13 protein-coding genes are annotated in these 17,432 nt (G+C 54.5%); 8 read left to right on the top strand and 5 right to left on the bottom strand.

The window, feature by feature from the left end; all coding sequences use genetic code 11:
- Window positions 1-33: 33 nt before the first annotated feature.
- The 4 genes from AC2IBB_RS17385 to AC2IBB_RS17370 are packed head-to-tail and all read right to left on the bottom strand — an operon-like array spanning window position 34 to window position 7,613.
- A complete protein-coding gene (locus tag AC2IBB_RS17385) occupies window positions 34-1,149 on the bottom strand; it encodes a VWA domain-containing protein (RefSeq protein WP_486328033.1) in 1,116 nt (371 codons plus the stop codon).
- On the bottom strand, window positions 1,139-3,475 hold the full coding sequence (locus tag AC2IBB_RS17380; protein WP_486328032.1) for a DUF5682 family protein: 2,337 nt from the start codon (window positions 3,473-3,475) through the stop codon (window positions 1,139-1,141). Before AC2IBB_RS17380 ends, AC2IBB_RS17385 begins: the two co-directional genes overlap by 11 nt.
- Window positions 3,475-4,569 carry an ATP-binding protein gene (locus AC2IBB_RS17375; protein ID WP_486328031.1) on the bottom strand — a complete coding sequence of 365 codons (1,095 nt, stop codon included), beginning with the start codon at window positions 4,567-4,569 and terminating at the stop codon, window positions 3,475-3,477. Before AC2IBB_RS17375 ends, AC2IBB_RS17380 begins: the two co-directional genes overlap by 1 nt.
- Complete coding sequence (locus AC2IBB_RS17370; protein WP_486328030.1) at window positions 4,566-7,613, bottom strand: DUF4132 domain-containing protein; 3,048 nt, start codon at window positions 7,611-7,613, stop codon at window positions 4,566-4,568. The genes AC2IBB_RS17375 and AC2IBB_RS17370 overlap by 4 nt, the downstream gene beginning before the upstream one ends.
- A 291-nt stretch (window positions 7,614-7,904) precedes the next feature.
- On the opposite strand from AC2IBB_RS17370, the gene AC2IBB_RS17365 reads away from it, so the two are divergent.
- The 6 genes from AC2IBB_RS17365 (at window position 7,905) to AC2IBB_RS17340 (ending at window position 13,230) form a co-directional block, all read left to right on the top strand.
- Window positions 7,905-8,399, top strand: coding sequence for a type III secretion system chaperone (locus tag AC2IBB_RS17365; protein ID WP_486328029.1), 495 nt, complete (start codon window positions 7,905-7,907; stop codon window positions 8,397-8,399).
- An 18-nt stretch (window positions 8,400-8,417) separates the two neighbouring features.
- Complete coding sequence (locus tag AC2IBB_RS17360; protein ID WP_486328028.1) at window positions 8,418-9,569, top strand: hypothetical protein; 1,152 nt, start codon at window positions 8,418-8,420, stop codon at window positions 9,567-9,569.
- A gap of 445 nt (window positions 9,570-10,014) precedes the next feature.
- Window positions 10,015-11,085, top strand: a complete 1,071-nt coding sequence (locus tag AC2IBB_RS17355; RefSeq protein WP_486328027.1) for a hypothetical protein — start codon at window positions 10,015-10,017, stop codon at window positions 11,083-11,085.
- Between the two features lie 4 nt (window positions 11,086-11,089).
- Complete coding sequence (locus tag AC2IBB_RS17350) at window positions 11,090-11,527, top strand: hypothetical protein (RefSeq protein WP_486328026.1); 438 nt, start codon at window positions 11,090-11,092, stop codon at window positions 11,525-11,527.
- A 13-nt stretch (window positions 11,528-11,540) separates the two neighbouring features.
- Window positions 11,541-11,933 carry a GFA family protein gene (locus AC2IBB_RS17345; protein WP_486328025.1) on the top strand — a complete coding sequence of 131 codons (393 nt, stop codon included), beginning with the start codon at window positions 11,541-11,543 and terminating at the stop codon, window positions 11,931-11,933.
- Window positions 11,934-11,997: 64 nt separating this feature from the next.
- Window positions 11,998-13,230 (top strand): alpha/beta hydrolase, encoded by a 1,233-nt coding sequence (locus AC2IBB_RS17340; RefSeq protein WP_486328024.1) that lies wholly within the window; start codon window positions 11,998-12,000, stop codon window positions 13,228-13,230.
- Window positions 13,231-13,250: 20 nt separating this feature from the next.
- On the opposite strand, the gene AC2IBB_RS17335 is transcribed toward AC2IBB_RS17340, so the two are convergent.
- Complete coding sequence (locus AC2IBB_RS17335) at window positions 13,251-14,153, bottom strand: LysR substrate-binding domain-containing protein (protein WP_486328023.1); 903 nt, start codon at window positions 14,151-14,153, stop codon at window positions 13,251-13,253.
- A gap of 217 nt (window positions 14,154-14,370) precedes the next feature.
- Between AC2IBB_RS17335 and AC2IBB_RS17330 the strand changes: the two genes are divergently transcribed.
- On the top strand, window positions 14,371-15,015 hold the full coding sequence (locus AC2IBB_RS17330) for a glutathione S-transferase family protein (RefSeq protein ID WP_486328022.1): 645 nt from the start codon (window positions 14,371-14,373) through the stop codon (window positions 15,013-15,015).
- Between the two features lie 34 nt (window positions 15,016-15,049).
- Window positions 15,050-17,110, top strand: coding sequence for a 2Fe-2S iron-sulfur cluster-binding protein (locus tag AC2IBB_RS17325; protein WP_486328021.1), 2,061 nt, complete (start codon window positions 15,050-15,052; stop codon window positions 17,108-17,110).
- Window positions 17,111-17,432 lie beyond the last annotated feature (322 nt).

The following is a 17,432-nucleotide window of genomic DNA, read 5'->3' as shown; positions in this document are numbered from 1 at the left end:
CATCGATTTATCGTTTTACAGCGTCGCCGGTCGTCATTCGATGACCTCGGACACCCAGTTGGCCAGCTCGCCCGGCGTCATGCAGCCCACTTTCGCGCCGATATTCGTCATTTGCTGCGCAATGCGCTGGTCATAAACCGGATTAGCGCGCTCGTCCAAAGCCGCCAGCCCCAGCACCCGCACGCCGCTTTCCACCAAGTCCTGGGTGACGCGCAACAGGTGACGAGGGTCGCCGCCTTCACAAAAATCGGAAATCAGTACAAAAAGGGTCTTGGTCGGCTGAGAAACCAGCGAGGCGCCATATTGTATGGCGTAACCGATGTCGGTGCCGCCGCCCATCTGAACTTTCATCAGCGTTTCCACCGGGTCCTGACAATGCGCGGTTAAATCCACAATATTGGTGTCGAACGCCACCAGATGAGTGTCCAGCGCCTGAATGCCCCAGAAAATGGACGCGGTCACTGCGGAGTAGATCACACTGTCCATCATGCTGCCGGATTGATCCACCAGGATGATGAGCCGCCATTTATCACTTTGTCGCCGAATGCGGGAATGAAAATAAGGCGTTTCGATGACCAGCCTGCCGCGCTCCCGGTCGTAGTGTTTCAGATTGCGACGAATGGTCTCTTTGGCGTCAAAGTTCTTTGCGATCTTGAGATGACTGCGCTTTAAGCGATGGACCCGTCCCAGGAACGGGTGGCGCATCGGGCGGGCCAGTTTTTCCAGCAGTTCAGCGATCACCCGTTTCGCCATGGCTCGCGCCAGGCTGAGAACCTCCTCGTTCATCAGATGTTTGGTGTGCAGAATGGCTTTGAGCAAAGTCAGACTGGGCTGCGCCCTTTTCAACAGCTCTGGATTCGTCACCATTTCCTGAATCTGATAGCGCTCCAGCGCGTCTTTCTCCAGACGCTCTATCGTTTCCTTGGGGAACAGCTCATGAATGCCGTTGATCCACTCGGGAATGGTGAGAGAGGAGTCATCCAGGGTTCCGCCCCGGATATTGCGATTGTCCCGGCGATACTCCTGACCGTAGAGGTAATCCAGTAACTGATCCTGGCGGCATTGCTGCGGCGTCATGGAGGGATTCAGATGCTCACTGTCGGTTTCGCCGAGTATCAGACGCCACCTTAGTTGCTGTTCAGCTTTCATCGGCGGACTCCAGACCAATGCCATAGGCTTTCGCCGTGGCGAGCAGGGCGCTTTCAAACCTCATGGCGTCTTCAATATCCTTAAGCTCTGGAGTGAATGGCTGGATGTCTGTTTGCCCAGAATCAGAGGCGGCGACGCCCGGCAGATGATCCGCCAGGTAGAGCTTTTCCCGCGGCGTGAAGTAAGTGAACGCCAGACGCAGGCTGGGCAGCGCCTGCATAAAGGCGTGCGCGTCATAGCCCTGAACCACCTGATGAATCACATTGATCAAATCCGGATGGCGTTGCACGCTTTCTCTGGCGATGCGGAAGAGCCCGACCAGAAAGTCGCCCAGTTCCGAGGTGGCGATCTCTCTGACATAGGGAGTGATGGACTCGCCGGACGCGACGCCTAACATAAAGCAGGCGCCCAGCGCCGCGCCGCGAATGTCCGGCGCCTGCCCAGGCTCCTTGCACTGGTTTTGTAAGCTGTCTGCGAAGGGCTCCTTGGGCCACCCCAAATCCTGCGACAGCGCGAAGTGGCAATTCAGCAGCGTGCGAATCGCCTCGACGAACTCGACCCCCTGATCCGGACGTCCCAGCGAGTCGAGCAGAAACAGCCCGCGTTCATACAAAGCGTGGGTCAGCGGCTGGGTGACGTCGATATTGTCCCATTCCAGAATATCGTCATACCTTTGCAGATACGTCATATGGTTCAAGGCCGAAACCACTTCCACAAAATCGCCGCAAAGCGTCGTCTGTTGCGCCAGTTCCGTCATCAGGTTGCGGGCGTGACGGCCCAGTCCGCACAACGCAGCCAGAATGAGCAATTCCGCCGTGTCGCCCAGGCGGCCTTTGCGTTGCATCATTTCCAGCAGGCGCTGATTGGCGGCTTCCTCCAGCGAGGCCCCATATCTTGAAGCTTCGATTTTTCCCGCGTCGAATTCAGGCGTCCAGCGCAGCTTCCATTGCGCCTGCGCCTCCATCAGATCGTCCCGGGCGACAAAATCCGGCGAGGACAGTAGTTCAAATCCCGCAACGTTCAGGAGTTGCAGACGTCGTAATATGCGGTTGCGCTGCAGGTCGCCGGCTTCGAGCAAGTTCAGAGAGACGAAGCGAGGCGTCGCTGCCGGCCATAAATCCAGGGATCGCAGGAGGGCGTCGATGTCCCTCGCCAAAGGCGGCAGGCTCGTCTCGTCGTGCAAACGTCCCTGGCGATCTCCCCGGAATACCTCATGAATCACTTCGTGCATGGGGTGGTAGCCGCCATGAGCCAGTTCGTCTTTGATGGTGGCGCTGCTTAGCCCGTCGAACAGATCCTGGCGCCAGGGCGCCGGATGGCCGCGCATTGCCGCCAGAGTCTGGACGCTACATTCCGCGGCAATGCGGTCGGCGGTGCTGAACGTGAGTTTGCGCTGGCGTAATTGCTGCGCAATGGCGTCGACAAGCGGCTGCGTCTGGAACTTCGTGTCGTTTGAGCGCGCCAGCCAGACTTGATGATAAAACTCGGGGCCGGGCATGCCGGACTGATACCCGGTCAGCGCGTCCAGACGGGCGTAGCTGTAGGGGGTGAGGGCGGCGCCCTGTTCCCGCCAGGACGTGGTCTGCGTGGAGTCGGTAGAAACCGGGGGAAGCGTCTCCGCCTTGATCAGTTCAGACAGCGCGGAAGTGTGAAAACCTCCCGTCACCACCAGAATATCGCCTGCCATGCGTTCGCTTGCGTCTCGAATTCGCTCCGCCATAAAGCGTTCCCGGGCCTGATTGACCGGGTCGGGAGACAGCCCCCGTTGCGCCCGGTCTTCGTCTTCAAAGGTCCGAATCGCCAGACAAAAGGCGGCGACTTTCTGTTGCAGTTCGTCGGGAGATGCTGGATCGATTTCAAACAGTTCATCCCAGGCGGCGTCAAAGTCTTCCACTTTCAGGGTCTGACATAGGGTCTGAATGTATCGACTGCGCCTTAATTCGCCATCGGCGTAGCGATGCTCCTGGTCCTGAACGTCCTCGTCGGCGCTTTGTAAGCGCAATGCGCAGATCTCCGGCCAGGGCAAATCAATGAACGCGATCTCGCACTTGAGATCTTTCGCCGCCTGTAGCGCGCGCCACTCAGGGCTGTATTCACAGAAGGGATGGTAGGCGCCGGCCCGGTGGTCGTCACTGGCGACATAGGTGTAGATCGCCAACGGCAACTGGTGGCTGAGGAACAGCTCTTCCCGTTGCGGGTTATATTCGCTGGGGCCTTCGATCAGGATGGCCTGCGGCCGCAGCGCCATGGCATAGCCATATACCGCGCGGGCGCAGGCCGGACTGTGATGCCGAACCGGGAAAAAATGAATACGGTCAGAATGCATCAGTGGTCACTTAGCGCCTGTTTCGCATTGGCGAATTCAGTCCAGGCGGAGCCTTTGCGCTTGCCCGCCACATGATGCAAGTAGTGTCGTATTTTTTTCAGATCTTCACTGGAGTCCTTGGCGGCGGTGGAGCCCAGCGCAGAAACCAGATGCTCGGCGGTGACGGCGCCCTGGTTGTAGTAATACCCCTGCACGCAGGCGGCGAAGGCCACGGAGACGGACTCCGCCGTGCTCATGACGGAGTTGAGAGGCTCCAGGGCGCCGCCGCCGATGACCTTGGCGTTGCGTAGTTCATGAAACACCGTCACCAGCACCTCGGCTTTATCGACCGGCAAGGTCATCGGGATGCCGGCGTGTCGCAGCAAGGCGTCCGTTTCTCTCGCGACTAACGCCATTTCTTCCTCGATATTGGCGATGGGCTGCACGGTTTCAAAATTGAGGCGGCGTTTCAGCGCCGCGCTCATTTCATTGACGCCTTTGTCGAGGGTGTTGGCGGTTGCGATCAGGTTGAAGCCCTGGCGCGCAAATACGGCGCTGGCGCCTTGCTCCAACTCGGGAATATGCAGCACCCGATCGCTCAGAATGGAGAGCAGGGTGTCCTGAATTTCCAGGGGACAGCGGGTGATTTCTTCAAAGCGCACCAGCTTGCCCTGTTGCATGCCTTGATAAACGGGGGCCGGAACCAGGGACTCAGGCCCCGGTCCTTTCTCCAATAGCAGAGCGTAGTTCCAGGTGTATTTGATCTGGTCTTCGGTCGTACCCGCCGATCCCTGAATCGTTAACCCGGAGTCGCCTGAAATCGCCGCGGCGAGCAGTTCGCTCAGATAACTTTTGGCGGAGCCCGGCGGTCCTATCAACATCAGGCCGCGATTAGTCGCCAGAGTGGCCACGCAACGTTCTATGAAGCGCCGTCTCCCCACAAATTTAGGACTGATATTCTGGCGGCTGTCGCCCAATATAAAGTCAATGACCGCCAGCGGGGAAAGATTCCAGCCCGGCGGTTTGACGCTTTCACGGTCTTTCGCGGCCAGTTGCTCCAACTCTTCGGCGTAACGTTGCTCCGCCGGCGGGCGCTGCAGGGCTATGTCACTCATTGTTCGGCCTTCGCTGCAAGTTGATTCAGATCCTTGATCACTTCACTGATCACCAAGGGGTCCACTTGTTTCAGCGGCAGTATTTTATCTTTTTGATCCCAGCCATAGCCGGAAGGCTGGCGCATGCCCTGCACGAAAACAATCTCGGTGGTCTCCAGCGTTTCATCCGCTTCGATATACCCCATGCCGACGACGCCGTCATAGTTGACGACGGCGGTGACATTGGCGGCGGCGAACTGCTTGGAGTGCTCGTCGAACCCACCAGCGTCCATGGCCTCGCCACGGGCCCAGCCCTGTTTTTCCAGACCGAAGACCAGCGTAGGAGCGGGCAGTTTCATCTTTTCGAAACGGGACATGGATTGTTGCTCCAGCTCCTGCTCGTTCAGGGTGAACACCGGGCGGCTGAGCTGTTGGAAGGGAGGCAGCAGTTCATAGTCGCTGAACATTTCGCCCCAGGCGTTTTTGTCCTCTTCCGTCAGATGCAGAGGGTGTACGAGGCCCACTTCGTCAAATCCGTCCAGCGTCATGGGGTCATCGTTGATGTCGGCAAAATCCTGTTCGTCGGTTAAACGGAAGGTTCCCGCCAGCTGACCATTCTGGTATCCACCCCAGAGCAGTAGCCGCGCCAAATGCGTCATCAGGGGATGACGGGCGATCAGGGCGTCGAAGTCCTCCGCCTTCCAGCGACGGCCCACCACCATGGCCTGTTCCAGCCGTTCCGCCTGAATCTTGGCCATATCGCGAATCTGCTTCTTCACCAGCTTCCACTCTTGCAGAGAGTCGTTGGCCAGCTCTGCGTCATCCTTGGCGGAGGGCTTGGGCGGGTTATCACGAAGCTTGCCGCTGTCGTCCTTGAGTTTCGGTTTTAAATCAGAGCCCAGTACGAAGTGAAACTGGCGGGGGCCATAGTCAAACACCCTGCGGCCTTTTTCATCCAGCCCGCAGTCCGGGATCACCATGTCTTCAAGTTCCGCCTTGGTCAGTCCTTTTTCGGCGGCGATTTGCTCCATGTACTCCTGCGCCTTGGACTTAACGCCTTTGAACTTCACCTTTTGGGAGATGCCGCTGAGTTGCATCAAGGCGGTTTTGGAGCCAATCAGTCGCAATACTTCCAGGCCGGACACCGCGCGCTGGTGCTGGGATTCCCCGGGCCATTTGCGGATCAGCGGGGTCAATTTCATGACTGATTCGTCGCCGCCCAGGTAACCCATCGCCATCATGGCCCATTTTTCTTTCGAGGGCGCTCCCTCTGATAGCCAGGCTTCAAACAGGGTCCAGGCGAATGCGTCAAGGCTGCCGCCGTCTGTTTGCTCTTTAAGTTGCAGGAAGAAAGGCGCCTGCTGGCTGTCCGCCGTTTTCAGGGCCAGGAGTAGCGCCGCCACCTGCTGGGCGTTGAGAGCACGGCCTCCCATTATAATGGACGGCAGGTCGTTGGCGTTGATCCAATCCACCGGCTTCGCCTTTGGTTTTGGGGTGAGCCCCGCTTGTAGCCAGTCTGGCGTCTCTGCGTCGGTCAGCGGGTTATCGGCGGGGTCTTCATAATTCAGCACGTCTTCTATCGTCTCCGCGATGGCTGGCTGATGCGCCGCCGCCTGCCGCATGAGTTCCCCATAGCCTTTGCGCTTCATCAAACGCAGTGCGGCCACGGCTTCCCGGCGCAGCGCCCCTGAATGATGATTGGCGATGCAGTCCGCCAACCCTGTGACGGCGGCCTGCGGGTGTTCATCCAGCCAGTTTTTCGCCATTTTCGGCGCCTTGGACGATTTGGTCAGGGACAGCATGACAGGGGCGACTTCCGCCGCATTGACGGCCGTTAACGCGGTCAACTGATTTTCCGCCTCATCCCGGTTGGACTCCTGCTTCAACGATTCCTCGACGTAGTCCAGGTGCTGCAGCCCGGTATGCGCCAGCCAGGCGCGAATGTAATCAGGGTTGGACAGGCGTAACTTCAGGCGCCGGAAATGGTGACTGACCTGCTCAGGGTCCTGTAAACCGAAAATGACTTCCTGGGGTTTGTGGTAATGGTCGTGCCAGCCATCGCCGCTATATAGCTTGTCGTCCCAGGACTCCACTACGTCCGTCAACAGATCGGACAGGCCCAGCACGGCGGCCAGAACGAAGTAGTTGGTGGTCTGGTAAAAATCAGATACCGGCCAGTTCGCCACGCTGACATTGGCGCGCGCGGCTTCTTTCAGGCGTTCCACTCCCGGCTCTGACAATAGGGGAAGCACCTGTTGCAGGCCGCGAACCCGCTCCCACTGGAGGTCAGAGCCGTGATAACGGGCTTCTTTCTCCGTAAGCACCAGGTCCAGAAATTCTTGTTCAGACAGCAGATTGAACGCCGGGATCATTAACCAGGGCGTGTTGGGCGCTTCACTGTATAGCATCTGCTTATAATCCACCGGTTTGGAGAAGTCCCACTCCTTCAGGTGTTTTTTGCGCTCCGCAATGGTCCGGCGATTGTTTGAAATGGCGACGAGCCAGAACGTGGCTTCTTCTTTGCTCATACGCAGCGGCATCTCCGCCGTCCGCCAATCAAATTCGCCCCAGTAGCTGGACTTAATGACCCGTAATCCGGAGACGGTTTTCAACAGTCGTCCCAGGTCATAGGGGCGCGCTGCGGGAATATCCTCCTTTTCCTGGGGGCGCCAGGGCGTCCAGCGCCAATCTATGGGAAGCAGTCCCAGAGACGCCGGCGCCTCAACGTAAGCGGCGGTAGGTTTGGCTTCGGTGGCGACCTGCGCCGTTTCGGAGACTTCTGGCGTCGCCTTCTTTTGAGTGGCGGTCTTTGTCGTGGGGGACTGGGTTAGGGTCTGAGCGGGAAGGGCGCCCGTCGCGGCGCCGTCTTCGACATACCCTTTTTTCAGTTTGGCGGCGATCTGTTTATCGTGCTCAGACTTCGCTTTTGCTTCTGAGTCAAACGCTTTGGTTTTTAACTGCCCATCCGTACCGGCTCTGCCGTAACGGACGGTGTACTGATTTCCCTGTAAGTCTATTTCCCAGAATTTATCCGAAGCGCCTTCTTTTAATGTCAGTCTGCGCACGCGTCCCCCTGATACTTATTAGTGAACTATGAAATCAATCAATTAAAGCCGCACTCTAGCCGACTAAACGTCGAGATAAAACCAAAAACGCAACATTAGTTTCCGAATGGCCAGACGCAAAATTGCTCGATCCATACTCGCAGAAACTAATGGCGTATGTGGGGCGGTTATAAACCTAATACAAAACAAAAATAGACCGGTAGATAGATAACTTGGCCGGCTACCACTCCCTATTCTGACCTCTGAAACGACATGTTTTATACCCAGTAAATCAGCTTATGGAGCATCTACATGAACGGAAGAGAAAAGTTCTCCCTTCTTCTGGCGGATCTCGGCAGTTCCATTGGGCTGCCTGACTTTCATCGTAAAGAGGATCGGCCCGCCCAGCTTGTCTTTGACGACGCCATCATTGTCAATTTTGAGCTCTGCCCGAATGAAACCTATCTGATTATTTACAGCAGCCTCGGTGAGACAGTCGACCCATCCAGCCACTCAATTGAAACCCTTAACGCCAGATATAAGCTGCTATTGGCGGCCAATCTGTTCTGGCGAAAAACAGGCGGCGCTACGGTGGGGCTGGGCGAGGACGGCCTCGCCATTATGTGCTACCAGCATCCCGTCGACGGGTTGGACGCCCGCGCGCTGGAGTCGCTGCTGGTCACTTTTGTGGACTGCGCGGATTCGTTGCAGCGCGCTCTACAGGATTCAGTCGAACAGACTGAGGAACTGCCTGATCCTCGCCAGACGTCCTCCATTCACTCAACTGACCATTTAGTTAAAGTTTAAAACTCAGGAGCCCATCTCATGCCCAATCCAATTACCTTATCAAGCTTTGTGACCGCCGCCCGTCAGAACGAAGGAAGACTGGTGGTGAATAACGATAACACTGTGACCGCCTCAGGAAATATGGGCGCGCGCCATGTCACGTCCGCCAGCGCAGACAAGAGAGTAAATAGTGAGAACCAAAACGCCAATAACGAATTTGCAAAAGTAATGCGGCAAGCCTTTGGCGAAAAAATTGCGGGACAGGCGATTGGAACCGCCCTCCAGGACAGAACGCAAGCGTTGACTGGCAGAACTGTTTTAGACGTCTTTCAGCACGCCAAACAGCTGCAAGACGACAGAGGGCTCTTAGGGAACATGTATGCGTCTTTGATGGACAGGATCGGCCTCGCGCCGAGCAGAAGTCATATCAGAGAAACTTGGCATGACTTAAAACCCCATGTGAACGTTGAACAAAGGGGGCGCGGCGAAAGCGCCGCCACTGTCGACTCTCTTGACCTGCATGACATACATTCTTTTGCGACCTTTGTCCCTAAAGGCGTATCAGAAGCGGCAGCGATGGAGTTTCTGATGACCCATGCCGACGGCAAACAGCTAATGGCGAACATTGCCCGCAATACTGCCGATTGGGATGACTCCACCGCCGAGAAGAAAGCCAGCAATAACCAGACTCGGCTTAATATCGCCCTGCAACAGGTCATGTCGGGAGAACGGCTCCCCACACGTTTGCAGCTCAATGTGGGCGATGAATTGGTCAAGATTACCAAACGTGGAGAGTCGCCCAGCGCCTACTCACCGTACTTCACCACCCGGGCTGGGCTGGAACAGGCTATCCGTACGGTGGACAAGGCGGACCCGAACCGCTCCATCGCCGCTGTTTTCGGGTTGCCCCTTGGAAGCACCGATGCTAAAGACGTGTATGACGTTCATGTGATAAGAGTTACGCAAGCAACGACGGTTCTCACCTCCACCGTTGCGCCGACTGAGGAGCTGGGCGGCCACGTGAAGACGCCGGGAGGCGCTATGCAGATTCTAATGAGCCGGGCGGATGCTGAAAACGTGACGACCACCATTAAGGAAAGGGCGGACACCAGCGGCGTAGGAGCAAGCGTGGTGCGCACCGTCGGCGACTTACTTAAAGCCGCTCAAACCCAGCTGGGATTTGGGTCCTGATGACAGGATAACAAGCCAGTCTGAGAAGGTTGTACAAATGACCACTCTCTCAAAACCTGAGAGAGTGGTTCAGCATGCAGGCAAATCGCACTATATGGTGAATAATTGACCATATTTTTCCCCCATGAGAGGTGAAAATGGCACTCAATATCTCAAATTCGCTACTTTACTCTCTATGCCATGGTTTCCGGGGATTCTCTGCTGCAGAGTATTTCCTTAAAATCGTATTACTAGCAATTTCCTGCCACTTTAATAAGACTTCAAGCAAGAAACGAAGTGCGATTCCCCTGGTTCAGCATGGCTTCGATCTTCGGAGAAGAAATCATCCATAGGAACGATGGACGTTTCCCCGATAAGTCATTAGTTTATGGAGCACTCTTACGGCGGTTTTGAATTTTGTCCGTATAGATCAAACCCTTACACTACACGAATACAAGGATGAGCGATGGGAACTGTCCATTCCAATACTCCAGATAGCGAAATCTTCAAGAAGGTATGCGCTGACCGCTTTTTTCCGGTGTCAGGAAAGAAGGATATCACCAGTTTATTAAATAGTTACTTGCCGTTTGATACGCAATACAACACAAGATACTCGGGGAGAAATCTATTCAGAATGAAAATAGCCACTCATTTACTTGAGAGTGGGAGGCTATATTCTGATTACTATGGCCAAAGATTGATTATTGAAGTCGGTTGTTCATCCGTCATTTTTTTGCAAATAAGCCCTGAAACCGGGGATATTCACCATCACTTTTTCATCCAAAGCCATCAAGAATTTTTAGCCGATGTTAACACCAGGCATGTGGCGAGGCTGGTAGCTGAGGCTACGGCGCCAGTTGAAACCATCGTAAAGTATGAGATGTATTTTATGATGGGGTTCTTTTCAACAGTTAGCGTTCCTATGTGGCTTGCTGTTACCGGTTCCAACGCCACGTACCTTTACGCCGACAGCAAAGTGAAATCTGAAGCTTATACAAGTCTTCTAATCGAGCTAGGTAAAGAGCTGGAAAATATAAGACAGTATGCCCCAACTCTTTACGGAAAAATTATTGATTTCATCTCCAGTGAAAAAAACGCTCTTGTGAAGCGAACGGTTAAAGAGCTACCTAGAACAATACTGACTGATGAAGGAGTTCGAGGCCAAGTAGCGGGGATTCTCTATGGCAAATATGTCAATTCCCCGCAAGGATTCGCAGTTTGGAATTTAGTATTCACATTACTATTACAGGCGGCAATTAAGTCCATCACCAAGTTGCCATCAGCTGTGAACACATCTGTTGATCAGCGCTACAGTCCTATTTTGGCGTTATTTCAGCAGACAGATTGGAATCATGTCGAAGAGAGAAAGAAAGCCAGCACAGCATTAATGGATTTGATGAAACAGTCTGGAGTCAACGTTACGCTTGAAGAAGCCGATAAAATTCTTACTGAAATTACAGCTCATCCAGCAGAGGTAAGGTCAACCCTTACCAACTTAGAAAGAGCGTTTAAAGATTTCAAAAGGAAGGTAGGTTAAGTTCATGCGGTATATCAGTGAGAAAAAGTCCTTTGGCAAACCAGGCGCCATTAAGTCCAGGGCGTTTACCGTCCTTCTGTTTTCCTGCCTGTTCGCAATTCAGTCTGCTTGCGCTACGAATCAGACAATACACTCAACGGAAGCCCGCGATTTCTGTGAAGCGCATAATCCTGAGCGCTGGGAAAAGTACTGGAGGGAAGGCAGCGCCGAGAGCACGGAAAGTTACTACCAAAAGCTCGCCAGTGACATTAAATCGACTATAAAGACAGACGAGTTCAGGCAGATATTCAAGGGTCAGCTTGAAATTCCACCTGATGAATATAGAAAGCAATACCCCAACGACTATGTCTATTACAAAGAAAAAATTTCCGAACTGCTTGGCGAAGAATGGGGTTGCGAGTATCTAAAATATCATTATGTTTATGAGCTAAAGGAAGAGTGAAGAGGCTCAGCACATGGAACATTTCACCGGCGGCTGCCTTTGCGGCGCTGTGCGTTTGACGGCGGCGGGACGTCCTTATCGGGTGGGCGTGTGTCATTGCCTGGATTGTCGTAAGCATCATGGCGCGTTGTTTCATGCGTCGGCGATTTTTCCTCAGGACGCGGTGACGGTGACAGGGGAGGTGGGCGACTTTGCGGGTCGCTGTTTCTGTCCTCGTTGCGGCTCTTCGGTTTTCTCACGTACTGGCGACGAAATCGAGGTGAATCTGGGCGCGTTGGATGCCCCGGATCAATTGACGCCGACCTACGAACTCTGGATGTGTCGCCGCGAGTCCTGGTTGCCCCCGTTTCCAACCTCCCGACAATACGAGCGCAATCGCGATGAATCCAGTCGCTCTGAAGAATAGGGCTTGCACCGCTCCCCAACTTCGCTATAAGTGAAGTTAAATTTCTCAAATTAACTGTCATCTGATGCGCATAGAAAACTCTGTTATTTCCTCCGTGACCATGAGAGCGCTGACGCGTTTGCTCATTTCGCTCATGGCGATTCTGGCTTTAGCCTCCTGCCACAAGCTGAAAGAAAGGCCGGAATTCACGGCATCCAGCCATCTGCCGCAATATGACTACCAGTCAAACTTCGAAGATTACGTCGCCGAGACCAAGGCCTGGCTGCTTGAGAACAGAGCCTTCAAAACCGAAGACAGGATCAGCGAGCTGGAGGCCAACCTCCCATTCGAAATGGCGCCCAAACACCCCAATAACAAAAGCGTTCTGTTTGTACATGGCTTAGGGGATTCGCCGTTTTCCTTCATTGACGTCGCCACCCACCTTGTCTCCCAGGGTTATTTCGTCCGAGCCATACTTCTGCCGGGTCATGGCAGCAAAGTCGCGGACCTCAATCTGGCCACCCTGGATAGCTGGAAAGCGAGCCTTCAGCATCACATTGAATTGTTGAAAGCCACCTCGGAAGAAGTCTGGCTCGGCGGCTTTTCTACAGGCGCCAATCTGGTGACGACGGCGGCCTATGAAGACGATGAAATCGCCGGCTTGATCCTCTTCTCACCCGCGTTTGAAGCCCGCTCGCGACTGCTGTTTTTCTCGAAATACGCGAAATACTTTATTACCTGGGCGGATCAGGATGAGGAGTCCAATTATCTCCGCTACAATTCGCTTCCCATGCATGCGGCGGCGATGTTCTATGAGACAGTGCTTGAAGTACGGGAGAAACTGGGCGACTCCGTTTTTGCAAGACCGGTATTTATTCTGGCCAGTGAAACCGACAGCATTATCGACACCCAGTATCTGCGGGATCGTTTCAGTCAGTCATTCTCCCATCCCGGCAGCCGGCTGATCTGGCAAGGGGAGAGCATACCCAATCGTGATCCCCGCATGACGGCGTATAGCATGAAACTCCCCGAACTCCGAATCGCCAACGGCTCTCACATGGGCGTCCTGTTTGCGCCGGACAATCCCGAGTACGGCGTCAACGGTAAGCTGAGGATCTGTGACAACGGACAATCAGAGGAAAATCAACGCCTCTGTGAAAGCGGAGCGGAGACCTGGCGTACCGCCTATGGCGGCGATGGGACGGACAACGCCACTTCCCGGCTCACCTTTAACCCCTATTTTTCTGAGCATATGCAAATAATGGACGGGGTGATGGCGTCGAGTTCTGAGGACGCCAGATTTGCGGGGTCAGACTAATTATCGTTACAAGAATATCGTTACAAGAAGAGAAATGGATTCTCTCGTAGCCTCTGTGCGGCCAGATCGATAAAACAGCGGGTTTTAGCATTGGCGCGACGACCTTCCAGATGAATGATGCTGATCGGCAACGGCTCTTCCTCAAACTCAATCAATACCCGTTGCAGGCGGTTGGCTTTCAGTTCTTCAGCCGCCTGATAGGACATCAGCGTCGTCACTCCGTGACCCAGTAACGCCGCCTTCAGCGCAGCGCCGTTGTGGTTGCAGCGCAACCGGGGGTTGAGCCTCACCAGCTCTTTCCTGCCGTGCATCTGGAAATGCCAGCCGCTGGTGTGCTCAAAGGGGGCGGGAAAGATAATGCTGTGATTGGCCAGATCTTCCGGGGTTTCGGGGTAACCGTGCTGCTTGAAATAAGAGGGCGAACCGCACACGATCTTCTTCACGTGTCCCACCGTGGTGGCGTACAGGCCCGAATCCCTGGGGTGGCCGATGCGTATCGCCACGTCAAAATCTTCCTCCAAAAGATTGGCGACCCGATCCAGCAGAATGACCTTTACGGCGACGTTCGGATGCTTCGCCAGGTAGTCCGTCACTATCGGCATAACGTACTTCTCGCCAAACAATACCGGCGCAGTAATGGCGAGTGTCCCGGCGGGCGTCGTGTAGGCTCCCGCCGCCGCGGCTTCCGCCTCTTCCAGGTCCTCCAGGATGCGTTTGGCGTCCTGCAAAAAGCGGGCGCCGGGTTCGGTCAGCCTCACCAACCGGGTGGTGCGATTGAATAACTTCACCCCCAACCTTTCTTCCAGCGCGGCGATCGCGCGACTGGCCGCCGGCGCGGAAAGCCCCAGTACCTCACTGGCGACACTGAAGCTCTGCTGTTTCGCCACCTCAATAAAAACCTGCATGGTTTGCAGTTTATCCACGCCGTCACCCTGATTTTCGCTGTCTGATTATTGCGCTGAGTGTAAGAGTGAATTGTAAATTGCGTCAATTACTTCGCCATTGGCATGAATAATAATGCTTAACGACGGCTCACTCAGCTCAACCCAGCGTCAGTGTCAGGGCCGCGAGGGTGCAGTGGGAGCGACTAAAACCAGGAAACATCGAAGCAGGGGACACCCTGATCAACAGGAGAACACCGTGAACGCCCATTTTTCCAATACACAAGCGCCGATCAAACTCTATCGCAACCCCATGTCAGGACACTGCCACCGCGTTGAGCTGATGCTTTCTTTCCTGGGTTTGCCTTATGAAACGATTGATCTGGATATGGCGAACGGCGCGCACAAGGCCCCGGAGTATCTGAAAATCAACCCGTTTGGACAGGTTCCCACCATTGACGACAATGGCTTCGTCCTGGCGGACTCCAACGCCATCATTACGTATCTGACGCTGAAATATAGCAATGGCGATGAGTGGTCGCCGAAACAACCGGAGCAGGCGGCGCAAGTGCAGCGCTGGCTTTCTGTCGCGGCGGGAGAAATCGCGCAGGGACCTTGTGCGGTGCGCCTGGTGAAGCTTTTTGGCATGAAGCTGGATTATGACAGAGCCAAAACCATTACTGAGTCACTGTTTGGCGCCCTGGAGCCCCAGCTGTCCGGCCGTGACTATCTTGCCGGCGATCACATCACCCTGGCGGATGTGGCGGGTTATAGCTACATCGCTCATGCGCCGGAGGGCGGCGTCAGTTTGCAGCCGTATCCCGCCATTCGCGCCTGGCTGGAGAGAATTGAAGCGCATCCCGGATTTGTTGGCATGACGCGTTCTCCCTTGCCGACAGCGTAGATCTCTTAGACTTAATCCAATCGAGGAGCAGGTTATGACTCAGCAAGAAAACTCTCCGTTTCACGCGGCGGAAATCGCGGTGCAAAAGCGGCTTGGCGTTGCGGATCAGGTGGCGCAGTACAGCAGGGGAATTCGCAAGGCGATGCCGATGCAGCATCGGGAGTTTTTCTGCGAGCTGCCTTTTGTCATCCTGGGCCTTGTCGATCAGCAAGGCTTTCCCTGGTGTATGCCGTTGTTCTCAGAAGAGGCGTCGCCCTCTAGCGGCTCCGGGTTTATCACATCTCCCACTGATACACGCCTGGAGTTACAAGCGTCGCCAGTCCTGACTCAGTTATTGAACCTGGATTTCGCCGCCGGTCGGAAGGTGGGGATGCTGGGCATACAGCTGCATACCCGTCGTCGTAATCGTATGAATGGGGTGATTGCGGAAGTGACCGCGACAGGATTCAGCATTGACGTGGAGCTTAGCTTCGGCAACTGCCCTCAGTACATACAAACCCGTGACCTACAGTGGGCGCCGGCAGAGTCTGCCGTCACAAGCGTTGATAATGCGTCGGTCGTCGCCGGCGTTACTGAGAACGGGAAGCGGCTTATCACCCAATCCGACACCTTTTTTATCGCTTCCCGCACCCAATTGATGGACAGCGATCCTCGCCATGGCGTCGACGCCTCCCACCGTGGCGGTAAACCGGGTTTCGTGAAAGTGGAGGGGGATGCCCTGTTGTTTCCGGACTTCAGCGGCAACCGCTTTTTCAATACGTTGGGCAATATTGAGTCCGACGGAAGGGTCGGTCTATTCTTCCCCGATTTCTTGACGGGAGACGTTCTGTTAGCGGCGGGACGCGCGGAAGTGCTGTGGGATCATCCTTCAGTGCATGAGTTCGAAGGCGCGCAGCGCATCATTGCGGTCACAGTGGAAAGGTCTACTTACCTCGACCAGTTCATGCCGGTGACCGGTGAACTGCAAGAGCTTTCCCCGGCTCTCAACGGCACTGGCGTATGGAAAGATCGCAAACCATCCGCCACAAGGACATCCACCACAAGTACAACTCAGACGCTAAAGCTGGTGGAAAAACGTAAAGAGAGCGACAGGGTGATGTCGTTTTATCTGGCTCCAGACAACGGCGAAGCGATAAAAGACTATATTCCCGGGCAGTTTTTGCCCATAGAAATACGCCTTCCCGGTCATAAACACCCGTTAAAACGTCACTATACCTTGTCCTCCGGCCGCGCTGACGGCCGTTATCGCATCACGGTGAAGCGGGAAGAAAACGGAGAGGTTTCCAAAGCCCTGCACGATTATTATCAGGCTGGCGATGTGATTCATGCGGGCGCGCCCGCTGGCCAGTTCACGCTCAAGCGAAACGACCATGCCGTGGTGCTGATATCGGCGGGCGTTGGCATAACCCCGATGATCGCCATGTTGGAGGGGCTTATTGATGAGGTGAACCAGGGCGCAACCGCCAGACCGGTGTGGTTTATCCACGCCACACAAAACAGTCAGACTCATCTCTTTGCAGATGAGTTGGCGCAACTGGCGGCGCAGCACGATTGGCTGCATCTTCATATGATTTATTCGAGGCCATTACGGCAAGATAAGACCAATAAAAGTCATAACTCGGAAGGTCATCTTTCTATTGAACTGCTGAAGCGCATATTGCCCCTTGATCACTATGATTTCTATTTATGCGGCTCAGAAGGGTTTATGAGAAGCATTTATAAAGCGCTGGTTTCAACAGGCGTCCAGAAAGCCAATATATATTATGAATTCTTCGGCGAAGGAACTATCGAGGAAATCAATCCATCCATCCCTTCCATCAATATCGCCACAAAAGCGCAAGTTAGTTTTTCCCAAAGCAGAGTATCGGGCGAGTGGTCCTCTGATGACGGTAGTCTATTGGCGTTCGCAGAAAAGCTGGGCGTCACGGCGCCGTTCAGTTGTCGGTCGGGTCACTGCGGCGCCTGCATGACGCCCATTAAGAAGGGAAGTGTGGCCTATCAAACGCCCACAAGCTTTTCCGCGGAAGCAGGACATGCGCTGCTCTGTTGCGCCAAACCCGCCGAAGGTAGCACAGAGGTAGTGATTGATATTTAGCCATTCTGAGGCTGGGCTAGTTGACCTTGGCCCGATAGGCCAAATTCCTCAATGCGATGTCATTTCTAGATAATGGCTATAATATATTGATAATAAATAATATATACCTTTTCTTTAAGTCCTTTCTAGAATACGAAACCCTGTTGCGCATCAGCAAAAAATACGCATTCGTATATTGTATACAATATACACTGGTAGTATATTGGCATTGCATGTTTGTTGACCATCATGACACCAATGCCATACCGGCAGGGTTTGTGCGGGCGCCCACTCACTAACGCAAAACGAAGGAGAAGCCTATCGAAGAACGACTCTGTCATCA

This window comes from Hahella sp. NS-SX17 (assembly GCF_057367735.1).
The sequence above is the reverse complement of the archived record's forward strand: the minus strand, read 5'-3'. Positions and strand labels throughout refer to the sequence as shown.

Excerpts from the sequence above, each read along its gene's own strand:
- AC2IBB_RS17355 (WP_486328027.1), top strand. The coding sequence starts at position 10,015 with ATGGGAACTGTCCATTCCAATACTCCAGATAGCGAAATCTTCAAGAAG.
- AC2IBB_RS17360 (WP_486328028.1), top strand. The coding sequence starts at position 8,418 with ATGCCCAATCCAATTACCTTATCAAGCTTTGTGACCGCCGCCCGTCAG.
- AC2IBB_RS17380 (WP_486328032.1), bottom strand. The coding sequence starts at position 3,475 with ATGCATTCTGACCGTATTCATTTTTTCCCGGTTCGGCATCACAGTCCG.
- AC2IBB_RS17385 (WP_486328033.1), bottom strand. The coding sequence starts at position 1,149 with ATGAAAGCTGAACAGCAACTAAGGTGGCGTCTGATACTCGGCGAAACC.
- AC2IBB_RS17365 (WP_486328029.1), top strand. The coding sequence starts at position 7,905 with ATGAACGGAAGAGAAAAGTTCTCCCTTCTTCTGGCGGATCTCGGCAGT.
- AC2IBB_RS17340 (WP_486328024.1), top strand. The coding sequence starts at position 11,998 with ATGCGCATAGAAAACTCTGTTATTTCCTCCGTGACCATGAGAGCGCTG.
- AC2IBB_RS17375 (WP_486328031.1), bottom strand. The coding sequence starts at position 4,569 with ATGAGTGACATAGCCCTGCAGCGCCCGCCGGCGGAGCAACGTTACGCC.
- AC2IBB_RS17350 (WP_486328026.1), top strand. The coding sequence starts at position 11,090 with ATGCGGTATATCAGTGAGAAAAAGTCCTTTGGCAAACCAGGCGCCATT.
- AC2IBB_RS17345 (WP_486328025.1), top strand. The coding sequence starts at position 11,541 with ATGGAACATTTCACCGGCGGCTGCCTTTGCGGCGCTGTGCGTTTGACG.
- AC2IBB_RS17325 (WP_486328021.1), top strand. The coding sequence starts at position 15,050 with ATGACTCAGCAAGAAAACTCTCCGTTTCACGCGGCGGAAATCGCGGTG.